Genomic DNA, 18622 nt, shown 5'->3' on the forward strand with positions numbered 1-18622 from the left:
CGCGCTTCGGGGCTGGGCGTGGGCCCTGAGTGGGACGGCGCCCCCGAGACCTTGAGATCAGGTTCGAAGAGGTCTGTTGAGCCGGTCTTGCCGTGCTCCGATCGTGAGCCCGAAGCGGCAGCAAGCAAAGCATCCAACCACCGCTGCGTGAACCTGAACCAAGCCGACCCTGCACCTGGTCGTCCACTCCGGTCTACACCGTTTGTTAGCAAATCCGTTAGCAAGATCGCCGAGATCCATCAGCGACGTTCGTGAGCATCAGCCAAGCGGGGAATGCCCTGCCTCGGACAGTTGCCGGTTGAGTCGCCTCCGAGCGTGCACGTCCGCTCGCAGGGAGACAAGCTCGTCGAGGCGTCCGGCCTGCGCTAGGAGGTCCATATGCCAAAGGTGTGCGTTGTGCCGCCAATCGTCGCCGCTGTAGCACTCCGCGACAGCCCTCACGGCCGATATCGCACGGTCCCAGTTGCCTTGGCCCTCCGTATCGCGAGCGAGCTCATCGCACAACATGTGGCCGTCTTCGCCGCTCGATGCGTCCATGGCTGATCCGACGTAGTCGTCACCTCTACGAAGCATCTTCCCGACCTCCTTCGACCTAGTACTCCGGCCGTTGGGCCTGACCCGTTTTGACGGACATCCGAGATCAGGAGCTTTTGCTCCGGAAGGATGTTCATCATGGAGTCCATGGGCAAGAAGAAGCCACGGCCTCGTCGTTCGTTCACACCTGAGTTCAAGGCCGAGATCGTCGAGCTGTGCCAGCGCGGTGACCGGTCGGTCGGGCAGGTCGCGAAGGACTTCGATCTGACCGAGACCGCGGTCCGGCAGTGGCTGAACCAGGCCGAGCGCGACGCCGGCACCGGCGACGGCGGGCTGACCACCAGCGAGAAAGACGAGCTCGCGCAGCTGCGACGAGAGAACCGCCGGCTCCGCGAGGACGTCGACATCCTCAAGCGGGCCACGGCTTTCTTCGCGTCAAGGAGACCCGGTGAACTGTTATCCGTTCATCGAGGCGGAGAAGCAGGGCGACCACAACGTGAAGCGGGCGTGTGAGTTGCTGCAGGTCTCCCGTTCCGCCTACTACGCCGACCGCGCCAGCGGGCCATCACTACGCGAGCAGCGCGACGTCGAGCTGACCGCAAGGATCATCGAGATCCACGACGAGTCCACCCAGACCTATGGCTCGCCGCGGGTCCACCGCGAACTGCTCGACCAGGGCCACAGATGTTCTCGCAAGCGGGTGGTGCGGCTGATGCAGGCCGCCGACCGGCACGGCCGGATCCCGCGACGATGGAACAAGACCACCATCGCCGACCCGGACGCCGCGCAACGCCCGGACCTGATCGGCGCGACTTCGCCATTGACCCCGACCACCCCGGTCAGCTGGACCGCCGCTGGTGCGGCGACATCACCTACATCCACACCTGGCAAGGCTGGCTCTACCTGGCCACCGTGATCGACCTGGCCTCCCGCCGGGTGGTCGGCTGGGCCACCGCCGACCACCTGCGCACCGACCTGGTCGCCGACGCCCTCACCGACGCCGTCAACCGGCGCCGCCCCGCGGCCGGTGTGGTGTTCCACTCCGACAGCGGTCAGTACACCTCGGCCCAATACGCCAACCTGGCAAGGGATCTGGGCGTGACGCTGTCGGTCGGTCGCAAGGGTCAGTGCTGGGACAACGCCGTGGCCGAGTCCTTCTTCGCCACCGTGAAGACCGAACTGATCCACCGCCGCGCCTGGCCGACCCGCAAGGCCGCCACCAGTGCGCTCTTCGACTACATCGAGGGCTGGTACAACACCCGCCGGCGCCACTCCACCCTCGCCTACCTCAGCCCCGCCACCTTCGAATCAACCCACGCCACCACCCACGAACAGATAGCGTGAACCAACCTCACACCAACCCTGTCCGTCGAACCGGGTCAACCCCAGTTGCGCGCCGGCTGGACCAGGCAAGGCTGGGGGTCAGCTGGTGTGGCGGCGGACATCCCGGCCGTCGGGGCGGAGTTCCTGCGCGACCAGCGGATGGTGGTCATTGGCGCGGTGGACGACGAGGCCGCGCCTTGGGTGACGGTGCTGACTGGTATGCCCGGATTCATGGAGGCGACCAGCGATCGCACCGTGATCGTACGCAGCCTGCTCAACCCCGGCGATCCACTCGCCACATCCTTAGCCGCCGACGCGGAAGTTGGCATGCTCACGATCGAGCCGCAGACGCGGCGCCGCATGCGCATCAACGGGCGATCTACCCGGACCAACGCTGACCTGGTCGTATCAACCGAGCAGGTCTATGCGAATTGCCCCAAATACATTCAGGTCAGGCACCTCGAGTCCGATATCCGCGACGACGCAGCCGTCGGGTCGGTACGCACGACGGACGAGTTGACCATTGCGCAGCAGGAATGGATCGCCGCTGCGGACGCGTTCTTCGTCGCGACCTACGCTCCGGGACACGGCGCCGACGCCTCGCACCGCGGCGGGGACCCGGGTTCGTCAGGTGCTCGACGCACGGCGGCTGGTGTGGCCGGACTATGTCGGCAACTCGATGTACATGACACTCGGCAACTTGGAGCTGTCGCCAGCCTGCGGTTTGCTCTTCCTGAACTGGAAGGACGGTCATTCGCTGCAGATCACCGGTACGGCTCGAGTGAACTGGGATCCCGACGAGGCGGCCACCGTACCGGGCGCGAAACGCTTGATCGAGTTCACATCTGACTGCGTCATACAGATCGATCATGCTAGTCCGCTGAGCTGGACGCTAGGCGAGTACTTCCGGCACAACCCACCAACGACACGTCCCGACTGTGGAGCCCCGCCAGCGGTGAGCCAGTTGCACAGAAGCTGATCACATCGACGCATCACCGACAGAAGCTCACTCAGCCGCGTCCCAGGTCGCCGCGACGAGATCCCGCCAGGGACTCCGACGAGGCAGAAGCCGGCGAGCCGAAGAGTTCAGTCGACTGACCGGTCACACCATCGATCGCCGCCGCCGCGCACTCGTACGCTCGGAAACACCGGGACCTCCCGCATAGGTCGGAGAGGCCAGGCAGCCCCTGCCCGGCAATCCACAAATCTGTGCGAGTGAGGCCCCGGCCCGCAGCCCCGTCACCATGACGGCGTCACGTCATACCGTCCAGTCATGTAGCTCCGGGAAACCACCACCATGACGCGCACGATTCAGATCGTCCGACGCGACGGCTTCCAGAGCCTGGTCAAGGTCGGTGATGAGGTCCTCCGTGCTCTCCAGCCCGACTGAAAATCGGATAAGACCTGCGGGAACTCCAGCTTGGACGAGCTGCTCGTCACTCAGTTCGTGGGCCCACATTGCGGCAGGCCGAATGACAAGCGACCTAAACCCACCCAGACTCGATGAGCGCACCGGGATACGGAGTGCATCAATGAGCCGCTCGCCAGCAACGGCTCCACCTCGGAGCTCGAAGCTCAACAACCCGCCATAACCGCGCATCTGCCGTTTCGCAAGATCGTGCTGCGGGTGGCTGACCAGGCCTGGATAGTTGACCTGCGCAACGGCAGGCTGAGCAGCCAAGAACTCAGCCACCGCAAGAGCGGTCTGATTCTGGCGCTCCACACGTAAGGACAACGTCCGCAATCCTCGCAGCGCGAGCCATGCATCGAACGGGCTGATGACCGACCCGAGCATGGTGTGCGTTTTCCAGATAGCATCGATGAGTTCCTTGCTACCAAGCACGATCCCGGCCATCACATCGGAGTGTCCGGACAGTTGCTTAGTGACGCTGTGCATCACCAGGTCCACGCCATCCTCGATCGGGCGATGGTTTGCGGGCGTTGCGATCGTGTTGTCAGCAAAGGTCAAGATGTCATGCGACCGGGCAAGAGCTGCGACAGCACCTACATCGCTGACCTGCAGCCGAGGGTTGCTTGGGGACTCGACCATGAAGAGCCTCGTCCGAGGCCTGATCGCTCGCTCGAAAGCGGACACATCGCTGTCATCGACAAGGGTTACCTCGAGGCCGAACCGTGGCGCCACATCCTGAAGAAAGCTCAACGTGCCGCCATACATGCTGCGCTGGGCCACAAGATGGTCGCCGGCCGAAAGCAGCGTCAGCACTGTCGTCGAGATCGCTGCCATCCCGGAAGCAGTAGCAAGCGCAGCTTCGGCACCTTCGATGGCCGATACAGCCCTCTCCAGACGCGCTTGAGACGGATTGCCATATCGCCGGTAGAAGCGTTCATGGCGAGGATGGCGATTCAAGCTCGCAAACTCTGCAGCGGAGCCAGCGGAAAAGGGCACCGACAGGTACATGGCAGGCGCGACGTCGGAGTCGGCCTCGTCGAGGGCGTCCGAGTGCTGAAGCATCGTCTCAAGTTCCAACTCGATGTCCATGAGCCCTATACTTTCGGAGATTGGCCCTGACTTCGATAGCCATTTTGCACCAGATTGGACCCTGATGGCCGTCTCGACACTGCTTCATGAACTCGGCGACTGGTCTACCGGAGATGGGCCGCTCTATCAGAGGCTGGCCAATTCCCTCCGCGGTGCGATCGGCCGCGGTGCCTTTGGAACGGAGGCAAAGCTTCCATCCGAGCGCGACCTCGCGCGGTTGCTGGATGTCAGCCGTACAACCACGAGCGCGGCCTACGGATTGCTCCGCCGCCAAGGCGTTCTCGCAAGCCAGTGCGGCAGCGGCACGCGACTCGTTGGCACGAGCCGGTGGGCAGGACCCCAGGTGCCAGGTGCAGCAATGACTCCGACAAAGTTGCTGAGCGAGCCTTTGGCCGGGACCATCGATCTGTCGACGTCGAGCATCTCCGGCCTTCCCGACTTATCTGATGAGCAACTCGGCATTAGCGCCGACGAGATTCGCCACTTAGCCGCGGGCACCGTCTACGAGCCGTTCGGTCTTCCCGCGCTCCGTGAGGCGATCGCCGTGCGTTATAGCGAGCTTGGCCTTCCTACCACCTCTGATGATGTGCTGGTCACGAGTGGCGCGCAGCAGGCGGTAAGCCTGCTCTTCAGCCTGTTCGGTCGGGACCACGGCACCATCGTCACCGAAAACCCCACCTATGCGGGTGCGATCGACGCCGCGCGAGTTGCCGGAGCGACCATGATCGGGCTCCCGATCGACGAGCAAGGCATCAAGCTCCGCCCATTGCGAGAAATCATCGACAACTCAACGGTCCGATTGGTGTACCTAATGACAACCTGCCAGAATCCCACAGGCGCGGTCATGGGTTCAGCGCGGCGCCACGACATCGCTCGTTTGGCAGAGAGTACGGGGACTTTCATCGTCGACGACACGAGTCTCGCCGACCTCGTACTCGACCGCACTTCTCATGCATTCCTGGCGAGCGCGGACAGCAGCACGATCATCACCATTGGTGCCCTCAGCAAGCTTCTCTGGGCTGGTCTGCGCGTGGGATGGATCCGAGCACCAGCGCATCTCATGGCGCGACTCGCTCGCCTCAAGGTAATCAGTGACCTCGGCTCATCGCACCTTAGCCAGATCCTTGCTGCCCGGTTGTTACCTACAATTGAAGACACCATTGCAGTTCGTCGATCCCAACTCAACGAGCGTCGAGCCGTACTGAGTGGACTTCTTGGAACTGAGCTACCCGATTGGTCCTGGAGCCAACCCGCGGGAGGGCCGTTCCTCTGGGTCCGCCTTCCGAGCAGCCAGGCCGAAGCGTTCGCTCGCGTTGCCCTCAACCACGGCGTGCGAGTCCTGGCCGGCACGAGGTCATCACCTGACGAAACCTTTGGCTGTCACCTTCGGATCTCATTTGTCGTCGAACCAGACGAACTGCGAGTCGCGGCTCATCGGCTCTGCCAGGCATGGACCGAGCTCAGATCCAGCGGCAAAACCGCTCGGGTTGCGATGGATATCGTGGTCTAACCAGCTTACGGTACAGAGTTTGATGTCAATCTAGACCAGGTCGGTCCCGTTTGACGGACATCCAGATCAGGAGTCTGAGCTCCGGAAGGATGCTCGTCATGGAATCGATGGGCAAGAAGAAGGCGCGGCTTCGTCGTTAGTGCACTCGCGAGTGCAACGCAGAGATTGTCGAGCTATGTCAGCGCGGCGACCGGTCGTTTGGTCAGGTCGCAAGGATTCGACCTGACCAAGACCGTCATCTCGACAACCCGCAGGCCTTGATGAGGGTCATCATCGAGTGATTCCGCCGCGTTGGCGACCAACGGTCACGCCGATGAGGATCATCAGGCCACCAGCCAGCGCGGCCGAGTGGATACTCTCGCCAAGAGCGGCCCAGCCGATGCCGATCGCCAGGAACGGCACCAGATTCAGCGTGTTGGCAGCTGCTGCGACGGGTAGTCGAGCTAACGCATAAGCCCATGTGGCGAAGCCGAGTGCGCTCGGTCCGACGCCAAGGTACAGCAAGGCCCAGGCGGCAGCCGTCGAAACGTGCGGCACCGCACGAATCAGATCCGGCATCAGCGGCAGCGACAGGATGGTGCCTAACCAGGTGGCATGACAGGTGACCTCAATCCCGCTATAGCAAGACAGCAAAGGCTTCTGTGCCACGAAGAACGAGGCTTGGGCCAAAGCTGCGCCGACGACATAACCCGCGTCCAGGCTCGGGGTCAGGCCGTCGCCCTGGGAAAGAGCGATGACACTCGCACCAGCAAATCCCAGCGCAAGACCGAAGATGCTGTGCCGGTGCAACGGCTCCCGCAGTACCAAGACAGCAAGAACGGCGGCGATGACCGGACTGGTCTTGATCAGCAGGCTGGCAGTGCCTGCTGGCACGCTACGTTCACCCGCATTCAGCAAGAGTTGGTAGGCGGTCATTCCGGTTAGGCCGCACCACACGATACGCGGCAGATCGTGGCGAGCGGGCATCCGCACATGCAGGAGCGGAGCAGCCAAGGCGAGAACCAGCGAGGCCATCAGCAGGCGGCCGACCACCTGCCCATAAACGCCGAATCCGGTGAGGGCGATGCGTATGGCGACGAACGCGGAGGACCACAGCAACACTGTGACCGCCACCGCGACCATCACTCGTCGACGGTCAAACATGCCTCCTAGCCTGCTTGGCGACCACCGTAAGCACCAGTAAAGGCTAGACACTCTGCTATGTAGGATTGCTTTATGCTGGATGTGCGACGTCTCAGAGTGTTGCTCGCAGTGGCGGAACATGGCGGGATCGCCGCCGCTGCGAGGGCGCTGACCTTCACCCCGCCTGCGGTGTCACAGCACGTTGCGGCTCTCGAGCGTCAATTGGGCGTATCTCTGGTAGACCGCACCGGACGCACCGCTCGACTGACCGCTACAGGGCATCAGCTCGCTATGCACGCCCGCCACGTGCTGGCCGCCCTGGAAGCGGCCGAGGCCGACCTGGCCAATCTTGCCGGCCACGACCGCCGTGGGACGCTTGCCGTGGGCACCATTCCCACCCTTGGCCGGACGTTGCTGCCCGCCACGATGACAGCCCTGCAAGCTATCGCACCCGGCGTGGACCTGCGGATCCAACAGAGCGAACCAGAAGACAGCCTGCCCGCCCTCGTCCGCGGTGACCTCGATGTCGTGCTTGCCAGCGAGTACAGCCTCACACCGCGCCGATCGCTCGCCCGCACGGACCGCCTCGATCTGTTCACCGAGCCGTTGTATGTCGCTGTGCCGCCCGATCAGAACGTTCATGAGCCTGAAGTCGACCTCGCCGAGCTGCGCGAGGAACGCTGGATCGCGCCAGCCGCAGGCGGCTCCTGCGAAACAACACTGCTTCGTTCCTGCGCCTCCGCCGGTTACGAGCCCCACATTGTCGCGCATTGCGCCGACTTCGCAGTCGCCGCCGCCCTTGTTCAGACCGGATTTGGCATCGCACTCCTGCCCAACATCGCCGCACCACGTGATGACACTGTCCGCCTACTCGACATCCGACACCCAGGCGTCCACCGGACGCTCTATGCCGCCATCCGCCGTGGCACCCGCGAACACCCTGTGCTCAGCGACTTTTTGGAGGCCTTAACCGCCACCGTCCAGCAACAGGACAGGTGGCACCACGAATGACCGCAGAGTCCCCGAAGCATCCTGCTCTTCAGTTCCGTTCTATCTGTGCCATTTGACGCTGATAGCTGAGAAGTCTGGCTTGCATCTCTGGGTATGACACAGCCGAGGGAAACTTGTCGCCCTCGCGTACCGCTGCCGCGACCTGCGCTGCGGAATGGATGGCGGCCCGATAGGGCAACGAGCCTGTGCTTACTCTGCGGATCCCGAGGTCGGCGAAGTCAGACAGCGACATCGACGGAATAGCCAGCACATTCATCGGAACGCCAATCTGGGCGGCGAGTTGACTTAGTTCGGCCGGCTCTGTAGCGCCGGGAACGAACACGCCGTCGGCACCTGAGTCCACATAGCGTGCGGCCCGCCGCAAGGTACCGCCGACGGTGGCCTCCTGTCCCAGCCAGTATGTATCGACTCTGGCGTTGACGAACAGGTCCGGGCATGCCCGCTTGATCGCTGCTACCTTCGCAGCACAGAGATCGGGGCTTACGAGTTGCCCGGACGTACTGTCTTCAATGTTGATACCTGCGACATCAAGTTCGGCGACATAGTCCGCGATCTGTTGGGGATCGTCCGAGTAGCCGTCTTCGATGTCCACGTTGATGAAGACCGGTAGGACAGTTAGGGCGCGCGCGAGCCAGAGGTTGGCGTCCCTCGTCAATCTGGCAGCGTCTGGCTGACCAAGACTGGACGCCACGCCGAAACTCGTTGTCCCGATGGCCTCGAAGCCTGCCTCAAGGAACGCTAGCGCGGAGGGAATGTCCCAAGCATTCGGCAGCAGCAAGGGAACGTCGGCGTAATGAAGACCGGAGAACGTCATCCCTCAACTCCCTTCGGAAGGTCGGTTTCCAGTTGATCCATATACGCGGTCGAGGGACCACCGGTTCACATGGACAGGCGTGATCGACCTCCTGGCAGACTGGCGGCCGGTGAACGAGGTACGCCGCCCAACGGCCGGGTAGGCACCTCTGTCGGTGTCTCACCACCCGCACAACAGCATGGACGTCCCGCCCGCAGACATCCGGGGAGACAGGTGTTCTATGGCCACCTCGTCATCGGTGCGTGGACTCACATGCTCCGAGCCCCTGCAGACGGTTACTCTCGCTTGCATATTGGTCGCCGGGTGCGCGTCAGCCGTCATCGGTGCCTTCGCGCAACGTGCTTCAATGACGCCAGCGCACGGAGCCTCGACCAATGACTGGCGGATCACCACGCCACGGGTTGCTGGCGCCTGCTGGACGAGCACCATGTTTTCAACTCTGTCCGTCATGACGCTATCTGTGTTCATACGCGGACCTCACATCTGCATCGAGGCGATCGAGAACCACCTGGCCTCCACCCTGGTTGTCCCCTAACGCCAGTCTTATACGGCACCTGTTTGCCCTTCGATCGGCGCAGGCCGCGAACCAGTGTCGTCTCCGCCCGTCGACACCGGTGATCGCGCGGAGCGTCCGAATGTGATCAGGCTTGCGGTGGCGATAATCCAAACAGCGACGCCGCCGTAGGACGTGACCAGTCCAAATCCATCGGCAATCGCCGAGCTCACCAAGCTCCCCACTGAGTCGAGGGCCGGCAGTTGCGGGAACGCGGCACGCAGGGCTGCCTCGTCGTCTCCATTCGCGACGCGTTCGGCCAGCGACTGAACCGTGGCATCGTCGACCTGGCCGGACAAGCGCTCGTGCAATCTGGCCGAGATTCCCACCGCCAGCAGAAGGCCCATCACCGAGATGTTCACAGCCAATGTGATCAACCGGGCGCTCATGTCGAGGCCCGACGCCATGCCCGACCGATTGCTGGGCACAGATCCTGTTGTCGTGTTGGTGACTGGCGTCGACGTGAGCCCGAGGCCGATCCCTCCCAACAACAGGCCGGGCAGCATCGTCAGCCAGCTCGCATGCGCTGAACGGCTGCCCATGTTCATCAAGAGCAGGCCGGCACCGATGACGTACATACCCAGTGGAATGATCAACGAGGGCCGGAACTTTAGCGCGAGCCGTTCTGCTAGAGGGGGCAGCACCAGGGTCGGAAGGGTGTAGGCGAGCAGAACAATGGCCGCGGTGTCGACGCCGTAGCCGAGGCCGTGCTGCAGGTAGATCGGCAAGTAGATGATCAGCGGCCAAAAGCTGAAGTTCATACCCACGCAGCCCAGCAGTGCCCCGGAGAAGGAACGAATCCGGAACAGGGAGAACTGGAACATCGGTTGCGTGCCGGTCTTCTCGACGACGACGAAGGCAACGAACAGCGCGAGCGAAAGCCCGCCCGCGACCAACTCCACCGGCTTTGTGAAGCCGAGCTCCGCGCCCTGAGTGATGTAGAAGACTAGTCCGAACACCGCAAGACTGAGCGTGCCGATCCCCCGGACATCCAGGCTGCCGGCCGCAGGATCACGAGACTCGCGCACACCAGCTGCGATCAGCCCCATGGTGACCGCTGCGATGAAGACGTTGATCAGGAAGACCCATCGCCAATTGAGGACGGTGACCAGGCCACCGCCAACGGCCGGGCCGAAACCGAGGCCGAAGCCGAATACGAGGCCCCAGATACCAAAGGCCCTTGCACGCTGCCGACCCTCCCGAAATTGATGCGACAGGATCGCAACATGGCAAATCAGCATCGCACCACCGCTCATCCCCTGCAGAAATCGCCCGACGATCAATACGGTCACGTCCTGGGCGAGCCCACAAACCAAGGATGTGAGGCCGAACGCTGCGACAGTGAGCGCCATAACCCGCTTGCGGCCGACCCGGTCCGCCAGAACACCCGTAGCTACCAGCACTGTCGTGCATGCGATCGTGTAAGCGTTCATGATCCATTGGAGATCCGCGAAGTCACCATCCAGCACGCGACCGAGGGTTGGAAGAATCACCGGGACGCTGGAGATCTCGAGGCCGAACATGAGCCCTGCCAAGCAGATGGCCGCCAGCGCTATCCGGTTTCGGACCGTCGGGGTAGGAGTCATGGCAAGCATGATCTCGGTGCTCAGCGCACAAGGGAACGGGCATCCATCGGCAAATTGGGCTCTTAGGGCTTGCGATCCCGGGTATACTCGCGATCGTGCCGATGAATCAACGACCGACGCTCGATGCGACCGACAACGCCATCCTCCAACTCCTCCAGGAGGACGGCCGGATGACGACGGCGGAGCTCGCGCGGGCGATCTCCATGTCGGCGTCTTCGACGGCGGACCGAGTGCGACGCCTGACAGACCAGGGCGTCATTCGCGGGTACAGAGCGATCGTCGATCCAGTCGCTCTTGGCTACGAACTGACGGCGTTTGTTCGCATCCGGATGGCTACTCCTGCCGGCAAGCCGTTCTTCGAACTGTTGAAGAGTACGCCGCAGATCCTTGAGGCACACTACGTCACCGGCGAGGACTGCTTCATGCTGAAGGTCATCGCAGCGTCGATGCCGAACCTGCAAGAACTCACCGCAAGGCTCATGACCTTCGGCCAGATCACCACGAACCTCGCGTTCTCCAGCCCAGTGAATGACCGCCCCCTTCCACCCAGCGTGGACGCGAGCGAGACCGCCGACTCCTCGCCTTCAATGACAGCCTGAACAGGACGTGATCAACCGCCTTCCGTAGGCGACGTCGCCCACTACCCCAAGGGGACATTGGATGTGACTCAGACAGTCAAGTTCGGCGATGAGCGGATCGTGCGGGCGCTGATCTCGAAGTTGATGCTCAGCTGAGTGGTCGCTCGACTGGACCGATCAGGCAGCTCCGACTCTGATCGTTTCGAGCAAGGCATGGGCGTTGCCGTGCCGACCTGTTCATCTCCGCATAATGCCGCGACAACCTACGCGTTACGGTAGAGGTAGATAGCTCAGCTAGTCGGTCCCATCTACCTGCGTGCACGGAACCTGAACTTCCTCTCGCCGAGATCCGTCGGCACATCCGTGAAGCCGCCGTCTCGGAGCCGGGCATGCAAAGTCCCCGGATCGACGGGCTCGAAGGTGTCGTTGGCGTGAGATTCGCCAGCTCCGCCGCTAGCCGCGGATCGGACTCTACAACGACAAGCTCATCGACCTGGTCGACCAGATAGACGGTGCTGGCACCGACCCCAGAGCCAAGTTCTCCCACGTCGTCAGCGTCGGCACGAAGCTGACCGACCTCGCGGGCGTCGCGAACGACGGCGATGAATGGATCGAGGAACTTGAGCGGCACGTTTCCGACCTCGTGCGCCCAGTGAAAGCTCGTTCAAGGATCTACCACCAGACCTCGCCAGCGACTACGGACAGGTGGTCGCTCGCATTGAAGGTGCGATCCTCACCCTAGGAGACATCGCTCGCGTCCACGTCTACCGTTGGGGCGACGGCGCAGCTCGCTTCCACGTCTGGTTCATGCCTCGACCCCTCGGGATGCTCGAGGCAACCAGATACGCCCTTCCCGTCTGGGAGGACCGCCTATCACCTGCATCACAGTCCGACATCGAGAAAGCCGGCCGCGCCGTCGCAGCGGCTCTCGCCCGTTAGCCTCTCGAGGAACGCAACACGGGCTGCACGCGCCACCTGGCCATCGCGAGCCCACCGTTCCGTGTTCGAGCTGCCTATTACTCGGCGTTCGCGGCCACGACGCTGACGTTCTTCGTAAGGGTGACGCGGCCCGGCTGATGAGGGGCGTCAATTCGCACAGTCAAGGGGCCGACTGCGGCGTGGTGCACCCGACTGGGAAACCAGGCGCGGTCTTGATCGACAACGATCAGCAGTCCGTCATGATCTCCTACCGGGGCGAAGTCGGCCTCTTGCGGCGGGAAGGTGGGTAGTCCTAGCTCTCGGGTTAGGTCGGTGACGGCTGCCTTGGTGTTAGGGACGGCTACGCCTATCTCGCTAATGGAGAACGGGGTCGGAACATCGCGGTCTCGAGGCGGGAGCGCGGCGTCGGCCTGCCGGCCAATGAACTCCAAGAGGATGTCTTCCGGACCGAGGAAGTACATCGACCGAGAGTTCCAGCCCGGCGGACCCTCGATCACGTCGGAGTCTCCGGCAATGATCAGATCGACTCGCTGCGTGAGCCAACTCCGCGCGTCGTCGAAGTCGTGTGGCGACACCCCAAAGGCCACGTGGTGGACTCCATCAAACTCCTTTCCAGGAGTCATGACGAGTCGGCTGAAGCCGACTCTGACAGTAGCACGGTCGGCCTCTTCCGCTACGGGCATCATCAACACATCGCGGTAGAACGAAGCTGCTGCATGAAGCTTGCCAACGGTGATCGCGATCTCGCGAATCCTCATGCCTTGTACCCTCCAGTGCTGCGCCAAGGGCGCCAATAGCTCACGGCCAAGGACGCTAGTAGTTCAAGTTGACTTGAGGTCAACACGTGAGCGTCCTTGGCGGCGGATGACTCGCACTGTGGGCAACGTGTGGAATCGATGAGCGTGCGACACCGTACTGCTGGTTCTCAGACAGTCTGTCGTCAACAAGCCGCTCTGCCGGAACGCCGTGACTGGCACGCGACGTTCTGAACCCTTTCACATCCACCCGCGTAGATGACTGCAGAGGCAGCGCCGTACTTGCACACGTTGTGTCGGCGCCTGTTGCTATGCGATCAGACTGGAGGAGAATGCATGATCCTTGGGAGAAGCGGGTTGACGAAGCAGACTGCAATCGCCGTGGCGTCGCTTGCAGCACTGTCGTTCGTCTCGGTCCCCCACGCGGCGGCCGCCACTGGGTCGGTCCTGGGATTCAGCGAGGATCCAACAACGTTCGGAAGCCTGACATCTTGCCAAAATGTGTTCAAAAGTTCAGTTACTGGTGACAACGGCGACGGGAGCGTTGTAGCCAGAGTCAGCGATGTGGAGTTCCACTTCTGTCGATCTGGTACGAGCGTGGCTGCAAACGCGCTCCCGTGGACCCTCAACCTCACCGAGAACTCCAGCTACACCATCAAGGGCGTAGACGTGAGGATCACCACACCGCAGGGCGCGTGCCGGTACACCGGCCAAGTGCAAGGCCTGATGCAGTTTCCCGGCGTCTACAGCCTCAGCGGTCAGCTCGCCCGCCAGAGCTCCGGCTGCGGAGGACCAGAACAGATTGCGGCAAGCAATCTGACGGAGGTGATCACCATCAGTCGCTAGTCCTCCGCCGACTGCCCGTTGCGCCGCCACTCCATGAATCATTGCCGGTCGCGGGCCCTCAGCACTTAGCCATCGACGGACGACCGGTGATCAAGGCATCTCCAAGACTGACCATCGCCGGTCGTCTGGCGTGGTGTCCCGATGGCCTTCGACTCTTGACCGGATGCGGACAGCGAGCTGAACGTCGGCGGCGTTCAAATCTGCGCCGGAGTGACGATCCTCGGGCCGAACCAGGCGCGTTGTCCCGGAACCACGCGATCGACCCCTTCCCATCCGAATCGTTCCGCGATGACCGTGGCCGGCATCTGCGGGTGCTCAGCCAGCATCCCCCTCCCCCCGCGGCGTCACGGCGTCGACGCCGACTCCGCGCTCCTGCTTCGGCGGCCGATCAAACACCGACCTGTCGACCCCAGATCCCGTCTGACCTGAAGGCTGCAGAACACCGTCCGCCACCAGTCGGCGGATCAACGCCCGATCCTCCCTCGACTGAGATCACGCATCCAATCTGTCTGGGTGGAATCGTCTTCGACCATCGTATTTTCACGCGGTCCTCGTTGGGCGATCAATCCTCGGTTGTTTGTCGGTACGCGGAACCGCAGCCGTCCGTGTCGTGTGTCTATCAGCTGTCCGCCGACCGCCTCGATCACCTCGTGCGAAGCCACGTTGTCGGCGCTGCACGTGAGAAGGGCTGGGTTGACGCCAAGACCGGCCGCTATCGGAAGCGATTCAGCCAACATCCTGGTCGCGTACCCACGGCGCCGGGCCGAAGGACGTACGACGTACCCGACGTGGCCGCCAACCTCCGTCAGGGCCGGTGTGAGGTGGTGGCGTATCGAAAGGCGGCCGAACCACTCCCCGGCCTCGACAAACCAGAGCACGGTCTGGTGCACGATGCCCGGCGGCAGCACGGTCTCCGGCCATGCGTCGGCCTGGAGCCTTTCGACGAGCCGCACGAACTCAGTTGGATCGTCCGCCTGTTCTCGGCTCCACTTCTCCTCGCCGTCACCGTACATGCGCACCCATCAGGTGCCCGTGCTCCGGTCCCATCTCGTCCCAGGCGGCGAGGAACGAGCGGTGAACGGCGACAGTCGGAACAGTCAGAATTGGCATCTTGGACCATTGACCTCCAATCGTTCCAGGCGCACAGGGCGACCTCACAAGCCGCCCGTAGGCTAACGGGAACCGTTAGCCGCTCCATTATTGCCGAGCCAAGGTCGTTGGTCGACATCGGCGAGACCCGACTCGACCGCACCGCCACCCGTCTCTATCGCAGGCCGCTCGCAGGAGGGTGCATCCCACTAAGATGAGCTCGTTCGCCTGAACCCCGACACACCAAGGCATGCGCCCAAGACGGCACTCGGCGGTCACTTGAGCAGATACTCAAGTATCTTGATCCGAGCTTCGGTGGGTGAGCAGCATCTGAACAACATCTCTAACAACTCCCTTCGCATCGCGAAAGGGTGAGCGTCCTGGTCAGACGAAATGAGTAGGCTCGCTATGTCGTCTCGCCATAGGAGCGACCCCAGCGCCGCAATATCGGTGGCCTGCTGTACCAGAGCTTCTCGAACGGAAGTGAGCGTCGGACGGCCATTCAGGTACCCGAGTGCGTGCAAGCCGATGTGGCGCGGGTAGAGATCGAGCGCATACGTCGCAGCCTGTTCAGGCACGATTACGGCGACGCTGTCGAAGATGTCTGTGAGCTTGCTACCGAGACGGACATCCGCAGGTCGGTAGCGCAGAAGCCAGGCGTTGGCTACGCGCGGCTCGATCACCACGACGTCGGTTGCTCCTAATGTCCCGCCAAAGCTGTAACCTGGCACGCTCCGCACAAGCCCAGCGCCCGTTGTGGCGACGATGTAACGCTCCAACGCCCGAGATGCATCCCGTTGCCACCTTCGACGGCGTCTTCCATCCGTGACCAAAGCCTCAGCCTTCGTCTTCTCGTCACATGTCTCAGAGGCTCCAACGACGCCCCTGACAGAGGTTCGCACCCTCACGCACATCGGTTCTTGTCGCTCAGTCCAAACCAGACGCGACTGTCTTGGCTTCCCTGCCATACAGACGAACACGATGGACGGCGATAGTGCCCAGCACAGACGATCTCTTCAACCTGATGAGGAGCGACGCATGGGCAAGCTCACCGACTCCGTCGACGACGTGCTCAATACGGCGGTGACAGACGGTGTCGTGCCTGGCGCCGTTGCAGTGATAACCGGTAGCGAGGGCCTCCGGTGCGAGAGCGTCGCTGGACGTGTCCGCATCGACAAGGATGCGCCCGTCCGCGCCGACACGATCTTCCGGACGGCGTCGATGACCAAGGCCCTCACTAGCGTTGGAGCCCTGCAGTTGATCGAGCGCGGTCGCCTGTCACTGACCGACGAAGTGGCGTCCATTGTTCCGGGGTACGGGGAGTTGGCCGTGCTCGAGGGCTACGACGGCGACAGGCCCCGCCTCAGGCCCGCGGCCCGACAAGCTACGATCCTCGACTTGCTCAGACACACCTCCGGACATGGCTATTGGTTCTCCAACGTCGACTTGCTCCGCTACTTGGAAATGACTGGTACACCGGACCCCTTCACCGGTCGGCGCGGAATGTTCTCCGCGCCTCTCGTCGCCGATCCAGGAACACGGTGGGAGTACGGGATCAGCACGGACTGGCTTGGACAGGTCATCGAAGCGATCACCGATCAACCACTTGACTCATACCTCGCTGAGCACGTCTTCGGTCCGCTTGGGATGACGGATACCACGTTCTTTCCGAACACCGATCAGCGATCCAGGTTGATGCCGATTCACGACCGTACGGCGGCCGGTGGTCTCTCCGTGAGCGAGATCGATCTACCTGTGGAACCGGAATTCGCGGCCGGCGGGCATGGCGCGTACTCGACCGCGCGAGACTATGCACGCTTTATGACCGCACTGCTGCGCGACGGCGAACTAGACGGCGAACGGCTCCTTCGGGCCGAGACAGTCGAGCTAGCCTTCACCGACCACCTCGATGGCATGGCGTTGCCCGACAAGACGTCGACTGCAGTGCCCGCACTGACGAACGACATGGGCATATTGCCGTTCCGACAGGGTTTCGGCTTGGCGTTCCAGGTTGTTCATGAAGACATCCCGGGGATGCGTCAGGCTGGGACCGGCTTCTGGGCAGGTCTGTTCAACAGCTACTACTGGATCGACCGCCGTGCGGGGATAGCCGGAGCCTTGTTCACTCAGGTGCTGCCATTCTTCGACGCGGCCGTACAGCGTGTGTTGGCCGAAGTCGAACTAGCGGCCTATGCCGAAGATGCACCGGGCCGTGCCTGATTATGCGCACACGGGCGGCGGTCCTGCACGCGATGGGCGCCTCGCCCCCTTTCGCCCGATCCGAGCCACTGCACATCGAGCATGTCGAGCTGGCACCGCCCGGTCCTGGAGAGGCGCTGGTTGAGGTCGCGTTCGCTGGATTGTGTCACTCGGACTTGTCTGTGATCGACGGTTCGCGGCCACGGGTTGTGCCAATGGTGCTTGGCCACGAGGCAAGTGGCATCGTTCGCGAGTGCGGGCCTGGCGTCGATACGGTCCAGGTCGGCGACCACGTCGTCTTCTCCTATGTGCCTCTGTGCGGCCGCTGTTCGATGTGCGAAGCCGGGCGGGGCTCGCTCTGTGAGCGTGGCAGCGCTGCGAACGCGAAAGGCACATTGCTCAGCGGGCAACGGCGATTCTCGAGCAGGGACGGGAAGGGGACGATCAGTCACCACCTCGGGGTGTCTGCGTTCTCACAATTCACGGTCGCCGCCCAGGAGTCGCTGGTCAAGATCGATCGCAACACGCCACTCGAAGTGGCCGCGGTGTTCGGCTGCGCGGTGCTGACCGGAGTCGGCGCGGTGGTCAACACCGCGCGGCTTGCGGCCGGCTCAAGCGCGGCTGTGTTTGGGCTTGGCGGCGTCGGACTCAGCGCAGTGCTCGGTGCGTACGTGGCCGGCGCTGATCCCCTCGTCGCGGTCGACGTACTTCCTGGCAAGCTCGATCTCGCGCGGCAGCTCGGAGCGACGCACACCGTCAACGCCAGCGAGACGGACGCGATGGCCGCCGTACGGGAGATCACCGGCGGAGGCGCTACCTTCGTGTTCGAAGGCGTCGGCAGCGAGCACGTTCTTGCCCAGGCTTACCAGGCGACGGCGCGGGGCGGTACGACAGTGACGATGGGACTGCCGCATCCCGATCGCCTATTCTCGATTCCAGCTGTCACGCTGGTGGCGGAAGAACGCACGGTCAAGGGCTCGTACATGGGTTCCGCACTGCCGCGCCGCGACGTTCCCGCATTCATGGCTCTCCATCGTTCGGGCCGGCTGCCCGTTGACGCGCTCATCACCGGAAGGCTCGCGCTCGATGACATCAACGCCGGGTTCGACAGGCTCGCAGACGGGCAAGCAGTCCGCCAACTGGTCGACTTCTCGCTGGACTGACAGACGACCTTGTTGTGCCGCACAAGCCCTCTCGCCGAATTTTGACCACGCATCCATGGGCGCAGTTCCTCGTACGGCGCAAACTCGGTGGTACCCGTTG

18 protein-coding genes and 2 pseudogenes are annotated in these 18622 nt (G+C 62.9%); 12 read left to right on the forward strand and 8 right to left on the reverse strand.

Annotation, left to right across the window (positions count from 1 at the left end; translation table 11 throughout):
* Window positions 1-672: 672 nt before the first annotated feature.
* The 5 genes and pseudogenes from EV647_RS02545 (at window position 673) to EV647_RS43595 (ending at window position 2836) form a co-directional block, all read left to right on the forward strand.
* Window positions 673-1047, forward strand: a complete 375-nt coding sequence (locus EV647_RS02545; RefSeq protein WP_166680194.1) for a transposase — start codon at window positions 673-675, stop codon at window positions 1045-1047.
* Window positions 983-1450: an IS3 family transposase gene (locus EV647_RS02550; RefSeq protein ID WP_133997809.1), complete on the forward strand. Its 468-nt coding sequence runs from the start codon at window positions 983-985 to the stop codon at window positions 1448-1450. Before EV647_RS02545 ends, EV647_RS02550 begins: the two co-directional genes overlap by 65 nt.
* Window positions 1411-1878, forward strand: a complete 468-nt coding sequence (locus EV647_RS02555) for an IS3 family transposase (RefSeq protein ID WP_238177003.1) — start codon at window positions 1411-1413, stop codon at window positions 1876-1878. The genes EV647_RS02550 and EV647_RS02555 overlap by 40 nt, the downstream gene beginning before the upstream one ends.
* A gap of 87 nt (window positions 1879-1965) precedes the next feature.
* Window positions 1966-2229 (forward strand): annotated as a pseudogene (locus tag EV647_RS43590) (pyridoxamine 5'-phosphate oxidase family protein); the annotation flags it as partial.
* A 313-nt stretch (window positions 2230-2542) separates the two neighbouring features.
* The gene (locus tag EV647_RS43595) at window positions 2543-2836 is read left to right on the forward strand and encodes a pyridoxamine 5'-phosphate oxidase family protein (RefSeq protein WP_370342178.1); all 294 of its coding nucleotides are present in this window, start codon (window positions 2543-2545) and stop codon (window positions 2834-2836) included.
* Between the two features lie 279 nt (window positions 2837-3115).
* On the opposite strand, the gene EV647_RS02565 is transcribed toward EV647_RS43595, so the two are convergent.
* Window positions 3116-4357, reverse strand: coding sequence for a PLP-dependent aspartate aminotransferase family protein (locus tag EV647_RS02565; protein WP_133997815.1), 1242 nt, complete (start codon window positions 4355-4357; stop codon window positions 3116-3118).
* A gap of 64 nt (window positions 4358-4421) precedes the next feature.
* Between EV647_RS02565 and EV647_RS43600 the strand changes: the two are divergent.
* Both EV647_RS43600 and EV647_RS02570 read left to right on the forward strand, forming a co-directional pair.
* Window positions 4422-4655: pseudogene (locus EV647_RS43600) on the forward strand (GntR family transcriptional regulator); the annotation flags it as partial.
* A 60-nt stretch (window positions 4656-4715) separates the two neighbouring features.
* Window positions 4716-5867, forward strand: coding sequence for a PLP-dependent aminotransferase family protein (locus tag EV647_RS02570; RefSeq protein WP_238176990.1), 1152 nt, complete (start codon window positions 4716-4718; stop codon window positions 5865-5867).
* A 270-nt stretch (window positions 5868-6137) separates the two neighbouring features.
* On the opposite strand, the gene EV647_RS02575 is transcribed toward EV647_RS02570, so the two are convergent.
* On the reverse strand, window positions 6138-7010 hold the full coding sequence (locus EV647_RS02575) for a DMT family transporter (RefSeq protein ID WP_166680195.1): 873 nt from the start codon (window positions 7008-7010) through the stop codon (window positions 6138-6140).
* A gap of 72 nt (window positions 7011-7082) precedes the next feature.
* Here EV647_RS02575 and EV647_RS02580 point away from each other — a divergent pair, with 72 nt between their 5' ends.
* Window positions 7083-8000, forward strand: coding sequence for a LysR family transcriptional regulator (locus EV647_RS02580; RefSeq protein ID WP_133997824.1), 918 nt, complete (start codon window positions 7083-7085; stop codon window positions 7998-8000).
* Between the two features lie 28 nt (window positions 8001-8028).
* Here the strand turns inward: EV647_RS02580 and EV647_RS02585 are convergent, their stop codons facing one another.
* A complete protein-coding gene (locus tag EV647_RS02585) occupies window positions 8029-8814 on the reverse strand; it encodes an isocitrate lyase/phosphoenolpyruvate mutase family protein (protein WP_133997827.1) in 786 nt (261 codons plus the stop codon).
* A gap of 543 nt (window positions 8815-9357) precedes the next feature.
* Window positions 9358-10962 (reverse strand): MFS transporter, encoded by a 1605-nt coding sequence (locus tag EV647_RS02590; RefSeq protein WP_370342181.1) that lies wholly within the window; start codon window positions 10960-10962, stop codon window positions 9358-9360.
* Between the two features lie 92 nt (window positions 10963-11054).
* Here EV647_RS02590 and EV647_RS02595 point away from each other — a divergent pair, with 92 nt between their 5' ends.
* A complete protein-coding gene (locus EV647_RS02595; protein ID WP_133998055.1) occupies window positions 11055-11552 on the forward strand; it encodes an Lrp/AsnC family transcriptional regulator in 498 nt (165 codons plus the stop codon).
* 127 nt (window positions 11553-11679) lie between these two features.
* Here the strand turns inward: EV647_RS02595 and EV647_RS43605 are convergent, their stop codons facing one another.
* Window positions 11680-12162, reverse strand: a complete 483-nt coding sequence (locus EV647_RS43605) for an rRNA adenine N-6-methyltransferase family protein (protein WP_133997830.1) — start codon at window positions 12160-12162, stop codon at window positions 11680-11682.
* A gap of 385 nt (window positions 12163-12547) precedes the next feature.
* The gene (locus EV647_RS02605) at window positions 12548-13228 is read right to left on the reverse strand and encodes a VOC family protein (RefSeq protein WP_133997833.1); all 681 of its coding nucleotides are present in this window, start codon (window positions 13226-13228) and stop codon (window positions 12548-12550) included.
* Window positions 13229-13561: 333 nt separating this feature from the next.
* Here EV647_RS02605 and EV647_RS02610 point away from each other — a divergent pair, with 333 nt between their 5' ends.
* Window positions 13562-14071 (forward strand): hypothetical protein, encoded by a 510-nt coding sequence (locus tag EV647_RS02610; protein WP_133997836.1) that lies wholly within the window; start codon window positions 13562-13564, stop codon window positions 14069-14071.
* Between the two features lie 464 nt (window positions 14072-14535).
* Here the strand turns inward: EV647_RS02610 and EV647_RS02615 are convergent, their stop codons facing one another.
* Complete coding sequence (locus EV647_RS02615; protein WP_202876020.1) at window positions 14536-15084, reverse strand: GNAT family N-acetyltransferase; 549 nt, start codon at window positions 15082-15084, stop codon at window positions 14536-14538.
* Between the two features lie 351 nt (window positions 15085-15435).
* Window positions 15436-15846 carry a hypothetical protein gene (locus EV647_RS02620; RefSeq protein WP_133997839.1) on the reverse strand — a complete coding sequence of 137 codons (411 nt, stop codon included), beginning with the start codon at window positions 15844-15846 and terminating at the stop codon, window positions 15436-15438.
* 352 nt (window positions 15847-16198) lie between these two features.
* On the opposite strand from EV647_RS02620, the gene EV647_RS02625 reads away from it, so the two are divergent.
* Entirely contained in the window at window positions 16199-17380 is a 1182-nt protein-coding gene (locus tag EV647_RS02625; protein WP_133997842.1) for a serine hydrolase, read from the forward strand.
* Window positions 17381-17412: 32 nt separating this feature from the next.
* Window positions 17413-18522, forward strand: coding sequence for a zinc-dependent alcohol dehydrogenase family protein (locus EV647_RS02630; protein ID WP_255517892.1), 1110 nt, complete (start codon window positions 17413-17415; stop codon window positions 18520-18522).
* Window positions 18523-18622: the final 100 nt, after the last annotated feature.

Source organism: Kribbella sp. VKM Ac-2566 (assembly GCF_004366005.1).
In the GTDB taxonomy this organism is placed as follows: Bacteria; Actinomycetota; Actinomycetes; order Propionibacteriales; family Kribbellaceae; genus Kribbella; species Kribbella pratensis.

What these genes read in the sequence shown, in the direction of transcription:
- EV647_RS02545 (WP_166680194.1), top strand. Translation starts at nt 673, where the DNA reads ATGGAGTCCATGGGCAAGAAGAAGCCACGGCCTCGTCGTTCGTTCACA.
- EV647_RS43595 (WP_370342178.1), top strand. Translation starts at nt 2,543, where the DNA reads ATGACACTCGGCAACTTGGAGCTGTCGCCAGCCTGCGGTTTGCTCTTC.
- EV647_RS02565 (WP_133997815.1), bottom strand. Translation starts at nt 4,357, where the DNA reads ATGGACATCGAGTTGGAACTTGAGACGATGCTTCAGCACTCGGACGCC.
- EV647_RS02570 (WP_238176990.1), top strand. Translation starts at nt 4,716, where the DNA reads ATGACTCCGACAAAGTTGCTGAGCGAGCCTTTGGCCGGGACCATCGAT.
- EV647_RS02575 (WP_166680195.1), bottom strand. Translation starts at nt 7,010, where the DNA reads ATGTTTGACCGTCGACGAGTGATGGTCGCGGTGGCGGTCACAGTGTTG.
- EV647_RS02580 (WP_133997824.1), top strand. Translation starts at nt 7,083, where the DNA reads ATGCTGGATGTGCGACGTCTCAGAGTGTTGCTCGCAGTGGCGGAACAT.
- EV647_RS02585 (WP_133997827.1), bottom strand. Translation starts at nt 8,814, where the DNA reads ATGACGTTCTCCGGTCTTCATTACGCCGACGTTCCCTTGCTGCTGCCG.
- EV647_RS02590 (WP_370342181.1), bottom strand. Translation starts at nt 10,962, where the DNA reads ATGCTTGCCATGACTCCTACCCCGACGGTCCGAAACCGGATAGCGCTG.
- EV647_RS02595 (WP_133998055.1), top strand. Translation starts at nt 11,055, where the DNA reads ATGAATCAACGACCGACGCTCGATGCGACCGACAACGCCATCCTCCAA.
- EV647_RS02605 (WP_133997833.1), bottom strand. Translation starts at nt 13,228, where the DNA reads ATGAGGATTCGCGAGATCGCGATCACCGTTGGCAAGCTTCATGCAGCA.
- EV647_RS02610 (WP_133997836.1), top strand. Translation starts at nt 13,562, where the DNA reads ATGATCCTTGGGAGAAGCGGGTTGACGAAGCAGACTGCAATCGCCGTG.
- EV647_RS02615 (WP_202876020.1), bottom strand. Translation starts at nt 15,084, where the DNA reads ATGTACGGTGACGGCGAGGAGAAGTGGAGCCGAGAACAGGCGGACGAT.
- EV647_RS02625 (WP_133997842.1), top strand. Translation starts at nt 16,199, where the DNA reads ATGGGCAAGCTCACCGACTCCGTCGACGACGTGCTCAATACGGCGGTG.
- EV647_RS02630 (WP_255517892.1), top strand. Translation starts at nt 17,413, where the DNA reads ATGGGCGCCTCGCCCCCTTTCGCCCGATCCGAGCCACTGCACATCGAG.